An 11,736-nucleotide genomic window follows, 5' to 3' on the forward strand; every position below is an offset into this window, starting at 1 on the left:
CGGCGCAGGGGCTATTGCCATGAGCGGGGGTGAAAGTCGGCGGGGCATGCCACGCGAGCTGCTCGCGGCAGAGCAGGCGGCGGTCCTGGGACAGCTGGCCGAAGGCGTGATCCTGGTCGACACCACGGGCCAGATCACCTATGTCAACGAAGCCGCGGCACGGTTGCATGGAGTTGCCCGGCTCGACGTAGGCCCGGACGACTACGCCGGCGCCTACCGGTTGCTGACCGAGGATGGACGGCCCTATCCGTCGCGTGAGCTGCCGCTGTCGCGGGCGGTGCTCGATGGCGAAATCGTCACCGGCGCCTGCTGGCGCATCCGGCGTCCGGACGGTTCCGAGATCATCGCGCAGGGCTCCGCGCGCCCGATCCACGATGTCGATGGCAGGCCGCTCGGCGCGGTCCTCACCATGCACGACGACACGGTGCGCGTGCAGACCGAGCGGGCATTGCGTGACGAAAGCCAGGCGCTGGAGACACTCAATCGCGTGGGTGCGACGGTGGCCAGCGAACTGGAACTGGAACGCATCGTGCAGACGGTCACCGATGCCGGCGTCGCGCTGATCGGCGCCAGCATGGGCGCGTTCTTCTACAACACCACCAACGAGGCGGGCGAGAGCATGATGCTCTACACCCTCTCCGGCGTGGACCGGCACGTGTTCGATCGGTACCCGATGCCGCGGGCCAGCTTCCTGTTCCGGCCCACGCTGTCGGGCGAGAGCGTCGTCCGCTGCGACGATGTCCTGCTCGATCCGCGTTACGGCAAGGGTCCGCCCTACCATGGCCTGCCACCCGGGCATCCGCCGGTGCGCAGCTATCTGGCCGTGCCGGTGGTCTCCCGCTCGGGCCGCGTGTCGGGCGGGTTGTTTTTCGGCCATCCCGAGCCGGGGCGTTTTTCCGCGCGGCACGAACGTCTGATGGCCGGCATCGCCGCGCACGCGGCGATCGCGATCGACAATGCGAACCTGTACGCCGTGGCGCAAGGCGAGATCGACGAGCGCCGTGCCGCCGAGGAACGGCTGCGCGAGATCAACGAAACGCTCGAGCAACGGGTCGAGGCCCGCACCCGCGAACGCGACCGCGCATGGAAGCATTCGCGCGACCTGCAGGCGGTGGTCGACGAGCGCGGCTACTTCCTGCAGGTCAGCGACGCCTGGCACACGATGCTCGGCTGGCGGGCGACAGAGGTGGTCGGGCATCGCGCCTACGAGTTCATCCACCCCGACGATCGCGAGGTCGGCGAGCGTCCCTTCTTTTCGAGCTTGATCAAGGGGCCGGCGTTCGAGAACCGCATGCGGCACAAGGATGGCAGTTACCGCTGCATTTCCTGGCTCGCCAGCCAGGACGAAGGCACGATCTACGCCAGCGGACGCGACGTCACCGAACAGAAGGAACAGGCGAGCGCACTGGCACAGGCCGAGGCGACGTTGCGGCAAAGCCAGAAGATGGAGGCGGTCGGCCACCTTACCGGCGGCATCGCGCACGACTTCAACAACATGCTTGCTGTAGTGATCGGCTCCCTCGACCTGCTGCAACACCGGTTGGCCGACGACGCCCCCGAGCAACGGTACGCCGGGAACGCCATGGAGGCGGCCAGCCGCGCCGCCACGCTGACCCAGCGCCTGCTCGCGTTCGCCCGCCAGCAACCGCTCGAGCCACGGCCGGTGGACGCCAATGTGCTGGTGGAGGGCATGTCCGAGCTGCTGCGCCACGCGATCGGGCCGGACATCCGCCTGGAAGTGCTGACGGGCGCCGGTTTGTGGCCGACGCTGGTCGATGCGAACCAGCTTGAGAACGTCATCCTCAATCTCGCCGTGAATGCCCGTGACGCCATGCCCGGCGGCGGCCGCCTGACCATCGAAACAGCCAACGCCAGCCTCGATCGGCGCTACGTTGCCGGACATCCGGACATGGAAGCAGGTGACTATGTGTCGATCACGGTCAGCGACAGTGGCACCGGCATGCCGCCGGAGGTGGCCGCGCGCGCCTTCGATCCGTTCTTCACCACCAAGCAGGCGGGGCAGGGCACAGGCCTGGGCCTCAGCCAGGTCTATGGATTCGTCAAGCAATCGGGTGGACACGTCGCGATCTATTCGGAGCCGGGTCGCGGCACCGGCGTCAAGGTCTATCTGCCGCGGCTGATCGGCGAGGCGGACGGACAGAAGGCATCCACCGCTGCGGCCGCGTTGCCGACCGGACAACAAGAATTGATCCTGCTTGTGGACGATGAGCCGGCGGTGCGCAAGGTCACTGCCGAGGCCCTGCGGGAGCTGGGCTACCGTGTGCTGGAGGCGGACGGCGCGCAGGCTGCGCTCGACGAACTCGCCACGCACGCGGACGTTGCGCTGCTGCTGACCGACGTGGTCATGCCAGAGATCGACGGACGCCGGCTGGCGGAGGAAGCCCGCCTTCGCCGGCCGGGCCTGAAAGTGCTGTTCACCACCGGCTACTCGGCCGCGGCGGCGCAACGCAACGGCGCGACGGATCCGCAGTCTCCGCTGCTCGGCAAGCCCTATACGCTCGCCGAACTGGGACGCAAATTGCGGCAGCTGCTGCGGGACGGCTGACGTAAAGCCGCGTCAACCGTGGAGGTGGCCCTGGTGGCCGAGGTCGCGCGGCTGCTCGCTCCACATCCCGCGGGCGAAATCCAGCGCACGCTCCACGAAGTTGCCCGACGACTCCCAGTACATCGCATCGCGCACGCGCACGCGAAGGACCGCGAGGTTGGGATCGTCCTTGCCGGAGAAAAACACCTTCTGCGCCGGCGACCACAGCTCCTCGATCAAGGCCTGGTCGCGGTCGATGCGCGCCCGGCCGCGCACGGAGACATAGCATTTGTCGTCCTGGTTGGCGTAGGCGAGATTGACGTCCAGGTCGTCGGTGAGCTGGTCGACCTTGGCACTGTCGGCCGCGGTGAAGAACACCAGTTCGCCGTCGGCGGTGAGCTTGAGCGTCTGCAGCGGGCGGCTGACCAGGGAGCCGTCCGCGGCCAGCGTGGTGAGCATCGCCACCTCGATGTCGTCGATCAGTTCACCGAGCTTGTTGAGGTCGGTATCGTCGTGCGGTGCGTCGTTTTTCATGGCGGTCTCCGGGCGGCGGAAGGTCCCACCCTCGCCGATCCGCGATCAAGCCACGATGAAACGCGTCAGCGCCGTTCGAGCAACGCGTAGGCGAACGCCTGGCACGTGCCGGCGGGCGTGGTGTGCTGCTCGGACCGTTGGTCGAGCAGGCGGAACGCCGGGCCGAGCAGGGCGGCAATGTCGCCGGCGGAGCGCCGCGCGACCTTCAGCCCGCTGCAGCGCTCCGGACCGTCCGGGGCGAAACCCCCGATCACGGCATGGCCGCCCGGCCGCACGGCGCGCGCCGCCTGTGCGGCATAGCGTGCGGTTTGCGTCGGCGAGGTGAGGAAATGCAGCACGGCGCGGTCGTGCCAGAGATCGAACGCGGCAGGCGCGAGGTCGGCTTCAAGAAGATCGGTGGCGAGCCAGCGCACCACCTCGCCGCGCGGACCCAGGCGTTCGCGCGCGACATCGAGGGCCGCTTGCGAAAGATCCAGCACGGTGATGTCGCCTAGCCCCTGCGCGAGCAGGTCATCGACCAGCGTGGAGGCGCCGCCGCCCACGTCGACCACCCGCGTGGAAGCACCCAGGCCGACCTGGCGCAGCAAGGCCAGCGACACGTCCAGGTGTGGGCGATACCAGCTCACCGCCTGGGCGGAGCGGTTGCGGTAGACCCCTTCCCAGTGCGCCTGCTCGCCGGACATGTCAGCCGGCAGCCCAGCGCCGCACCGCCTCCGCAAAGGCCAGGCAATCGGCGTGGCGGTTGTAGAGCGGGGCGGGGGAAATGCGGATGACGTCCGGCTCGCGCCAGTCGCCAATAACGCCATTGGCCATCAGGTACTCGAAGAGCGCGCGCCCACGGGCGCGGCCGCCGAGCACGCGGATCGACAATTGGGCGCCACGGCGCGCCGGGTCGGCGGGCGTGACAATGTCCAGCACGTCGGGCAACTGCGTACGCACCAGCCATTCGAGATAGCCGGTCAGCTCGAGCGACTTTTCGCGCAGTCGTGCCATGCCGGCGCGGCGGAAGAGCTCCAGCGACACACGCAGCGGCGCCAGCGCCAGGATCGGCGGGTTGGACAGCTGCCACCCGTCCGCGCCGGGCGTGGGCTCGAACTGCGGACCCATCTGGAAGCGCGTGGTCTTGTCATGCCCCCACCAGCCGGCGAAGCGCGGCAACGCTGCGCGCGCATGGCGCTCGTGCACGAACGCGCCACCAACGGCGCCGGGGCCGGAATTCAAATACTTGTAGCTGCACCAGATCGCGAAATCCGCGTCGCTGTCGTGCAGCTGCAGCGGCAGGTTGCCGACGGCATGGGCGAGGTCGAACCCGACCTGGCAACCCTGTGCGTGGGCCAGGCGGGCGATCGCCTTCAGGTCGAACGCCTGGCCGGTGCGGTACTGCACGCCCGGGAGCATCACCAGCGCGGTACGCGCGCCGTGTTCGGCCAGGGCGCGCTTGAAGGCCGCATCCGAGATCGTGCCGTTGGGCTCGTCCGGCTCCAGCTCGATCAGCGAGGTGGCCGGGTCGTAGCCGTGGAAGCGGATCTGCGATTCGACCGCATAGCGATCGGTGGGGAAGGCGCCGGCTTCGATCAGGATCGCGTGGCGTTCGGGCGAGGGACGGTAGAAGCTCACCATCATCAGGTGCAGGTTCACGCCCAGCGTGTTCATCGCAACGACTTCGGACGGTAGCGCGCCGACCACCTGCGCCAGGTCGTCGCGCACGAACTCGTGGTAGTCCATCCAGGGCAAGCGGCCCTTGAAATGGCCTTCCACGCCCAACTCGCCCCAGTAGTCCAGCTCCGCTGCAACCGAGTCGCGCACCGCGCGCGGCTGCAGACCCAGCGAGTTGCCGCAGAAGTAGTTCGAATCGCGGCCTTCGTGCGGAGGAATCAGGAACTCGTCGCGGAACGCGCGCAGCGGGTCGGCTTCATCGGCGGCGGCCGCCCACGTGGCGGAAGCCTGGTAGTGCGTCATCCTTGGAACCTCATCGGGCCAGGTCGGCGGCGACCGCGTCGCAGCCCTTGTCGAATGCGGTCGCCCAGGCGGCGCCGGCCTCGCTGCGGGCCGGTCGGGCGCAACGCAGGCGGACCGCGTGGTTGTTCTTGAACCAGAACCGCTCGTCGTAGCGGTAGGCCGTACCGTGTTCCTGCGCGGTATAGGCCTGGCTGTTGGGGCCCTCTGGGTTGCCGATAGCCTTGTAACCGTCCAGCCCCTTTGCCTTGCGGGTGGCGTTGCCCACGTACCGGTTGAAAGCGGCCAGGTCGCCGACCGGCTCCACTTCCACCGTGACCGAGGCGAGGTTGTCGCGGGCGGTGGGCGAGGGGTCTGGCACCTGGAACACGCGCATTTCGGGCACGCCCTGGGTTTCCATGATCGTGACCCAGTTGTCCGGCGTGCTGAAGGCGACATCGCCACCGGCCATGCTCACATCGGTGGCGCAGGCGGGACCGGCCAGCAGCAGGGCGCCGGCCAGGAAGAAGCTGCGGTAGAGGTTCATGAACGCTCCGGGATAGATGCCTGGGGGACAAATCGCTGCAAGGGCAGGCCCAGCCATTCCAGTGCGGTGCCGTGGAACAACCGAGCACGGTCCGCTTCATCCAGCCTCAAGGCCTCGATGCCGCTGCCGGGCTCCTGTTCGCCCAGCGGGAAAGGATAGTCGGTGCCCAGCATCACGCGATCGACGCCGGTCACATCCAGGAGATACCGCAGCGCCCGCTCGTCGTGCACGCAGGAGTCGAAGTACAGACGTTTCAAGTATTCGCGCGGGTTGCGCGGGTTGTCGGTAGCGACCAGGTCCGGGCGCATGCGGAAGCCATGCTCGATGCGGCCGATCGACCAGGGAAAGCTGCCGCCGCCGTGGGCCAGCATGATGCGCAGCTTCGGCAACCGCTCCAGCACGCCGCCGAAGGCCAGGCAGCAGCCGGCGCGCGACTGCTCGGCGGGCATGCCGACCAGCCAGGGCATCCAGTACTTGGGCATCGTGTCGGTGCCCATCATGTCCCATGGATGGACCAGGATCGCCGCGCCCAGGTCCGCGGCCGCCTCGAAGAACGGGAACAGCTCCGGCGCGTCCAGGTTCCAGTCGTTGCAATGCGACCCGATCTGCACGCCCTGCAGGCCCAGTTCGTCGATGCAGCGTTCCAGCTCGCGGATGGCCAGCTCCGGCGCCTGCAGCGGCACGGTGCCGATCCCCGCGTAGTGGCGCGGGTAGTCCTGGCACATCTGCGCCATGTGGTCGTTCAGGTGCCGATGCAGCTCCAGCGCCTGGTAGCCGGGCGCCCAGTAGGAAAACAGCACCGGCACGGTGGAAATGACCTGCACGTCCACGCCGAAGCGGGCGTAGTCGTCGATGCGGGTCTGCGGATCGAACGCCGAATCCCACACTTCGCGGAAAAACTTGCCGTCCTTGTAGATGCGGTGGCGACCGTCGGTGTGGGTCATGACCGGGAAGCGGTCATTGCCGTATTTGGCGGCCAGGTTGGGCCAGTCGCGTGGCAGGATGTGCGCGTGGGTGTCGATCTTGAGCATCGGGCGAGTCTAGCAGGGCGGTCGCGGCGATCCCGTAGTGCGAAAACCCGGCCCACTTCCCGTCGTTGCCGGGCCTTTGGCCTATACTTTTCCCAGCGGCCGAGTCTGGCCGCGTCCGGGATCGGCGCCAGCCGGTCCGCGGCCATCGGGGCGGGAAGGGACCACCACAGCCGTGAACACCAGTGTCGATGTGACGCGACTGCTGCATTCGGCGCAGGCGGGCGATACCGCCGCGCTGGAGGAAGCGCTGCGCCAGATGTATGCGGCGCTGCACCGGCTGGCCGGCGCGCAGCTGCGCCGCAACACCAGCGAAAGCACCCTTAGCGCCACCGCCCTGGTCAACGAGGCCTACCTGAAGGTGTTCGGCGGCAACAGCCCGCCGCAATGGGAAAGCCGCGGCCACCTGCTCGGCGTGGCCGCAAGGGCGATGCGCGAGGTGCTGGTCGATTCGGCCCGACGCCGCCAGGCGGCCAAGCGCCCGCAGGACTGCGACCGCATCGAGCTGTCCGAAATCTCCGGTTCGCTGATGCCCGACGTCGACTACGTGGGCCTGCTCGACGCGCTGGACACGCTGGAGCAGATCGACCCGCGCCAGGCCAGCATCGTCTCCATGCGGTTCTTCGTCGGCCTGAGCGCCGAGCAGATCGCCGCCGCCTTGGGTATCTCCGCCACTACCGTGCAACGCGAGTGGCGCCTGGCGCGTGCCTGGCTTCAGCGCGAACTGCAGGCCTGAGGCCGACGCGCAGGCCTATCGGCCTTCTTTGCAGGAACCCTCTCGTAGACGATGCCCTCCCGAGTGGCAGGGGAGAGCTTGCCCACTATCGGGTTCTTGCGGGCGTCGTCCCGACCGTGTTTTCTTTGTGAACGCTAACTGAACGGCTCGTTCATTTCCGTGGCCGATCCGTGAAGGGCCCCACGCACTAGAACAGTGGGAAGGCGTTAGCCCGCCCTTTGCCACGCCAGTCGGAAAGAGCCGCAAGCGGAACGGTCCCGTTCCGCGACGCCCGTGCCGTCGACGCGCTGCAGGGACGTGCGCGCGCTGCGCCGCGTGTCCGCGGGCGTGCCCTCAGGCGTCGCGTTCCAACCGGAAGACCTCAAGTCCCAGGAGACAGCCGCAATGGCCAAGCAAAGCAGTCAGAAGTTCATCGCGCGCAACCGCGCGCCGCGGGTGCAGATCGAGTACGACGTCGAGGTCTACGGCGCACAGAAGAAGGTGCAGGTGCCGTTCGTGATGGGCGTCATGTCCGACCTGTCCGGCGCCAACAACGCCGAACTGCCGCCGATCGAGGACCGCAAGGCGCTGGAGATCGACGTCGACAACTTCGACAGCCGCCTGCAGTCGATGAAGCCGCGCGTGTCCTTCGCGGTGCCCAACACGCTGACGGGCGAGGGCAACCTCAGCGTCGACATCACCTTCGAGAGCATGGACGACTTCTCGCCCGCCGCCGTGGCGCGCCGGGTCGCCCCGGTCGCCAAGCTGCTCGAGGCCCGCACGCAACTGGCCAACCTCAATACCTACATGGACGGCAAGGCCGGCGCGGAGAAGCTGATCGCCCAGGCGATCAACGATCCGGCCCTGCTGCAGTCGCTGGTCTCGGCCGCCAAGCCGAGCGACGGGGAGTAAGCACATGTCCACCGAGACCCTGGCCGAACGCGGCCAAGCCACCGAAACCCTCGAAGCCGGCGACTTCGCCGCGCTGCTGAGCAAGGAATTCAAGCCCAAGAGCGAGCGCGCGAAGGAAGAGGTCGAGTCGGCCGTGCGCACGCTCGCCGAGCAGGTGCTGAGCAAGTCCGATGTGGTGTCCGACGACGTCGCCCAGACGATCAACGCCTACATCGCCGAGATCGACCGCAAGCTCAGCGAGCAGATCAACCAGATCATGCACCACGCCGATTTCCAGAAGCTGGAAAGCGCCTGGCGCGGCCTGCACTACCTGGTCAACAACACCGAGACCGACCAGCTCCTGAAGATCCGCGTCATGAACATCTCCAAGAAGGAGCTGGGCAAGACGCTCAAGCGCTACAAGGGCACCGCCTGGGACCAGAGCCCGATCTTCAAGAAGATGTACGAAGAGGAATATGGCCAGCTGGGCGGCGAGCCGTACGGCTGCCTTGTCGGCGACTACTACTTCGACCACAGCCCGCAGGACGTCGAGCTGCTGGGCGGCATCGCCCAGGTGGCGGCCGCAGCGCACGCGCCGTTCCTGGCCGCGGCCAACTCCAGCCTGATGGGCATGGAGAGCTGGAACGAGCTGTCCAACCCGCGCGACCTGGCCAAGATCTTCTCCACGCCCGACTACGCCTCCTGGCGTTCGCTGCGTGAGTCGGACGACGCCAAGTACCTGGGCCTGGCGATGCCGCGCACGCTCTCGCGCCTGCCCTACGGCGCCGCCACCAACCCGGTGGAGGAGTTCGACTTCGAGGAAGACACCGCCGGTGCCGATTCCTCCAAGTACACGTGGCAGAACGCCGCCTACGCGATGGCGGTGAACATCAACCGCTCGTTCAAGGCCTACGGCTGGTGCTCGCGCATCCGCGGCATCGAGTCCGGCGGCGCGGTCGAAGGCCTGCCGGTGCACGCCTTCCCGACCGACGACGGCGGCGTGGACATGAAGTGCCCGACCGAGATCGCCATCACCGACCGCCGTTCGGCGGAGCTGGACAAGATGGGCCTGATGCCGCTGGTGCATCGCAAGAACTCGGACATGGCCGCCTTCATCAGCGCCCAGTCGCTGGCCAAGCCGGAGGAGTACGACGATCCGGACGCCACCGCCAACGCCGCGCTGAGCTGCCGCCTGCCGTACATGTTCGCCTGCTGCCGCTTCGCGCATTACCTGAAGTGCATCGTGCGCGACAAGATCGGCTCCTTCAGCGACCGCGAGCAGATGCAGAACTGGCTGACCAACTGGGTCATGCAGTACGTCGACGGCGACCCGGCCAACTCTAGCGAGGAGACCAAGGCGCGCAAGCCGCTGTCGGCCGCCGAAGTGGTGGTGGAAGAAGTCGAGGGCGCACCGGGCTACTACACCTCCAAGTTCTTCCTCAAGCCGCATTACCAGCTCGAGGGTCTCACCGTGTCGCTGCGGCTGGTCTCGCGCCTGCCGTCGGCTGCCAAGGCCTGACGCTCAACGACCGGTGATGGCGGCGCATGCCGCCATCGCCGTGTCGCATGCGCCAACCGGCGAAGTTCCACCCGCACCGCAGCAAGACGATCCGAAGGGCAGGGACGCGTCCCGCCGGCGGTATCGAACATCCATCACGAAACGTAGGGAGAAGGTTTCATGGCATTCGACATGCACATCAAGTTCGGCGCCGGCAAGGTCAAGATCGAAGGCGCGTCCAACCACAAGAAGCACAAGGGCGAGGTGCCGATCCTTGCCTGGTCGTGGGGCGTGAGCAACACCGGCGACCTGCATACCGGCGGTGGCTCGGCCAGCGGCGGCAAGGCCCACGTGCAGGACATCTCGATCACCAAGTACGTCGACGGCTGCTCCAACGCGCTGCTGGACGCGGTCTGCACGGGCGGTCGCATGGACCAGGCCTGGCTGTACGTCACCAACGCCACCGGTGAGCAGACCGACTTCCTCACCATCGAGCTCTCCGAGGGCGTGCTGGTGACCTCCGTGTCGACCGGCGGCAGCGGCGGCGAAGATCGCCTGACCGAGAACATCACCCTGCACTTCGGCAAGTTCAAGTATTCGTTCCAGCCGCAGGACGACAAGGGTGCCAAGCAGGGCGGCGCCAAGGAATTCACCTACGACATCCAGGGCGTGGCCAAGGCCTGATCCTGACCTGCAACGCCTTCCCGGGCGTACCCGAAACCTCCAGGGGCGTGACCATGACACCCGAGAACATGCTGAAGGAAGGTCGCCTGGACGAGGCGTTGCAGGGCCTCACCTCGCAGGTGCGGAACAACCCGGCGGACGCGCGCTGCCGGGTGTTCCTGTTCCAGCTGCTGGCCCTGCTCGGCCAGTGGGACCGCGCACAGGCGCAGCTGAAGGTCAGCGGCGAACTGGACGTGAACAACACCCTGATGGCCGGCGCCTATGCGCAGGCCCTGCGGGGCGAAATGATGCGCGTCGGCGTGCTCGCCGGCGAGCGCATGCCTTCGGTGGTGGGCGAGCCGTCCCAGTGGATGGCGCTGCTGCTGCAGGCGCTCAGGCTCGATGCACAGGGGCAGCACACGCAAGCGGCGCCGCTGCGTGAACAGGCCTTCGAACTGGCGCCGACCGTGTCGGGCGAGATCGACGGCGAGGCATTCGAATGGATCGCCGACGCGGACCCGCGTTTCGGTCCATGCCTGGAAATGGTGGTCAACGGCGGTTATGCCTGGGTGCCGTTCGACCGCTTGAAGCAACTGGTTTTCGAAGCGCCCACCGACCTGCGCGACAAGATCTGGGCGCCGGTACAGGTGACCTGGAGCAACGGCGGCCAGGCGGTCGGCTTCGTGCCGTGCCGCTACCCGGCCTCGGAGCGTTCGGCCGATGCCGAACTGGTGCTCGCGCGTCGTACCGATTGGGAGGAACGCGATTCCGGCCTGGTCGTCGGGCTGGGCCAGCGCATGCTCGCGACCGACGCGGGCGAATACTCGCTGCTGGACGTGCGCTCCATCGTTTTCAACACCGATCCAGCCGCCTGATGGCCGAGCTGACCACCCAGGAGCGCTTGCAGCCCTCGTTGCTCGACCGGCTGACCGACGAGGAGCCGGGCAAGGCCGACGAGAGCCGCGAGAAGCGGGTGATCTCCGCCACGCGCCTGCGCGATTGCGTGGCGCGAGACATTTCCTGGCTGCTCAACTGCGTGAACCTCGGCAGCGGCGTGGAGCTGGACGATTATCCGGAGGTGGCCCGCTCGGTACTCAATTTCGGCATCCCGGACCTGACCGGCATGGCGCTCTCGGGCGTCGATGCGAGCGTCCTGCAGCGCCAGCTGCGCGAGGCGCTGATCGCGTTCGAACCACGCCTGACCGGGAGCACGCTGCGCGTGGCCGTCAACACGGACGGCAAGCGCATGGACCAGCAGTCGCTGGTCTTCAACATCGAATCGGAAATGTGGGCCCAGCCGATTCCGCTGAACCTCTATCTCAAGACCGAGATCGACCTGGAAACCGGCCGCTTCAGCGTTTCCGAGAGCCTGGGCTGAAG

12 protein-coding genes are annotated in these 11,736 nt (G+C 67.5%); 7 read left to right on the top strand and 5 right to left on the bottom strand.

The genetic code is table 11. The features are described 5' to 3' along the window. Positions 1–46 precede the first annotated feature (46 nt). A complete protein-coding gene (locus LQ772_RS05360) occupies positions 47–2,566 on the top strand; it encodes a PAS domain S-box protein (protein ID WP_231324709.1) in 2,520 nt (839 codons plus the stop codon). Positions 2,567–2,578: 12 nt separating this feature from the next. Here the strand turns inward: LQ772_RS05360 and LQ772_RS05365 are convergent, their stop codons facing one another. The 5 genes from LQ772_RS05365 to LQ772_RS05385 all read right to left on the bottom strand — a co-directional run bounded on the left by LQ772_RS05365 (position 2,579) and on the right by LQ772_RS05385 (position 6,592). Continuing rightward, positions 2,579–3,079, bottom strand: a complete 501-nt coding sequence (locus LQ772_RS05365; RefSeq protein WP_231324711.1) for a pyridoxamine 5'-phosphate oxidase family protein — start codon at positions 3,077–3,079, stop codon at positions 2,579–2,581. A 65-nt stretch (positions 3,080–3,144) separates the two neighbouring features. Then, positions 3,145–3,762: a class I SAM-dependent methyltransferase gene (locus tag LQ772_RS05370; RefSeq protein WP_231324713.1), complete on the bottom strand. Its 618-nt coding sequence runs from the start codon at positions 3,760–3,762 to the stop codon at positions 3,145–3,147. Position 3,763: 1 nt separating this feature from the next. Then, entirely contained in the window at positions 3,764–5,038 is a 1,275-nt protein-coding gene (kynU, locus tag LQ772_RS05375) for a kynureninase (protein WP_231324715.1), read from the bottom strand. 10 nt (positions 5,039–5,048) lie between these two features. Next, positions 5,049–5,561 (bottom strand): hypothetical protein, encoded by a 513-nt coding sequence (locus LQ772_RS05380; RefSeq protein WP_231324717.1) that lies wholly within the window; start codon positions 5,559–5,561, stop codon positions 5,049–5,051. Then, positions 5,558–6,592 (bottom strand): amidohydrolase family protein, encoded by a 1,035-nt coding sequence (locus tag LQ772_RS05385; protein ID WP_231324718.1) that lies wholly within the window; start codon positions 6,590–6,592, stop codon positions 5,558–5,560. Before LQ772_RS05385 ends, LQ772_RS05380 begins: the two co-directional genes overlap by 4 nt. 172 nt (positions 6,593–6,764) lie before the next feature. Between LQ772_RS05385 and LQ772_RS05390 the strand changes: the two genes are divergently transcribed. From LQ772_RS05390 to tssE, 6 genes are all read left to right on the top strand, one after another. After that, on the top strand, positions 6,765–7,325 hold the full coding sequence (locus tag LQ772_RS05390; RefSeq protein WP_231324720.1) for an ECF-type sigma factor: 561 nt from the start codon (positions 6,765–6,767) through the stop codon (positions 7,323–7,325). A gap of 384 nt (positions 7,326–7,709) precedes the next feature. Next, complete coding sequence (tssB, locus tag LQ772_RS05395) at positions 7,710–8,216, top strand: type VI secretion system contractile sheath small subunit (RefSeq protein WP_231324722.1); 507 nt, start codon at positions 7,710–7,712, stop codon at positions 8,214–8,216. Positions 8,217–8,220: 4 nt separating this feature from the next. Further along, positions 8,221–9,714, top strand: a complete 1,494-nt coding sequence (tssC, locus tag LQ772_RS05400) for a type VI secretion system contractile sheath large subunit (RefSeq protein WP_231324724.1) — start codon at positions 8,221–8,223, stop codon at positions 9,712–9,714. 159 nt (positions 9,715–9,873) lie between these two features. Then, positions 9,874–10,377, top strand: coding sequence for an Hcp family type VI secretion system effector (locus LQ772_RS05405; RefSeq protein WP_231324726.1), 504 nt, complete (start codon positions 9,874–9,876; stop codon positions 10,375–10,377). Positions 10,378–10,430: 53 nt separating this feature from the next. Then, positions 10,431–11,231 carry a type VI secretion system accessory protein TagJ gene (locus tag LQ772_RS05410; RefSeq protein WP_425600825.1) on the top strand — a complete coding sequence of 267 codons (801 nt, stop codon included), beginning with the start codon at positions 10,431–10,433 and terminating at the stop codon, positions 11,229–11,231. Beyond that, positions 11,231–11,734: a type VI secretion system baseplate subunit TssE gene (tssE, locus tag LQ772_RS05415; protein WP_231324730.1), complete on the top strand. Its 504-nt coding sequence runs from the start codon at positions 11,231–11,233 to the stop codon at positions 11,732–11,734. Before LQ772_RS05410 ends, tssE begins: the two co-directional genes overlap by 1 nt. The last annotated feature ends 2 nt before the right edge of the window (positions 11,735–11,736 follow it).

Origin of the sequence: Frateuria edaphi, from assembly GCF_021117405.1 — a bacterium.
Classification (GTDB): domain Bacteria; phylum Pseudomonadota; class Gammaproteobacteria; order Xanthomonadales; family Rhodanobacteraceae; genus Frateuria_A; species Frateuria_A edaphi.

What these genes read in the sequence shown, in the direction of transcription:
- LQ772_RS05385 (WP_231324718.1), bottom strand. Translation starts at nt 6,592, where the DNA reads ATGCTCAAGATCGACACCCACGCGCACATCCTGCCACGCGACTGGCCC.
- LQ772_RS05405 (WP_231324726.1), top strand. Translation starts at nt 9,874, where the DNA reads ATGGCATTCGACATGCACATCAAGTTCGGCGCCGGCAAGGTCAAGATC.
- tssE (WP_231324730.1), top strand. Translation starts at nt 11,231, where the DNA reads ATGGCCGAGCTGACCACCCAGGAGCGCTTGCAGCCCTCGTTGCTCGAC.
- LQ772_RS05365 (WP_231324711.1), bottom strand. Translation starts at nt 3,079, where the DNA reads ATGAAAAACGACGCACCGCACGACGATACCGACCTCAACAAGCTCGGT.
- LQ772_RS05410 (WP_425600825.1), top strand. Translation starts at nt 10,431, where the DNA reads ATGACACCCGAGAACATGCTGAAGGAAGGTCGCCTGGACGAGGCGTTG.
- LQ772_RS05380 (WP_231324717.1), bottom strand. Translation starts at nt 5,561, where the DNA reads ATGAACCTCTACCGCAGCTTCTTCCTGGCCGGCGCCCTGCTGCTGGCC.
- kynU (WP_231324715.1), bottom strand. Translation starts at nt 5,038, where the DNA reads ATGACGCACTACCAGGCTTCCGCCACGTGGGCGGCCGCCGCCGATGAA.
- tssC (WP_231324724.1), top strand. Translation starts at nt 8,221, where the DNA reads ATGTCCACCGAGACCCTGGCCGAACGCGGCCAAGCCACCGAAACCCTC.
- tssB (WP_231324722.1), top strand. Translation starts at nt 7,710, where the DNA reads ATGGCCAAGCAAAGCAGTCAGAAGTTCATCGCGCGCAACCGCGCGCCG.
- LQ772_RS05370 (WP_231324713.1), bottom strand. Translation starts at nt 3,762, where the DNA reads ATGTCCGGCGAGCAGGCGCACTGGGAAGGGGTCTACCGCAACCGCTCC.
- LQ772_RS05360 (WP_231324709.1), top strand. Translation starts at nt 47, where the DNA reads ATGCCACGCGAGCTGCTCGCGGCAGAGCAGGCGGCGGTCCTGGGACAG.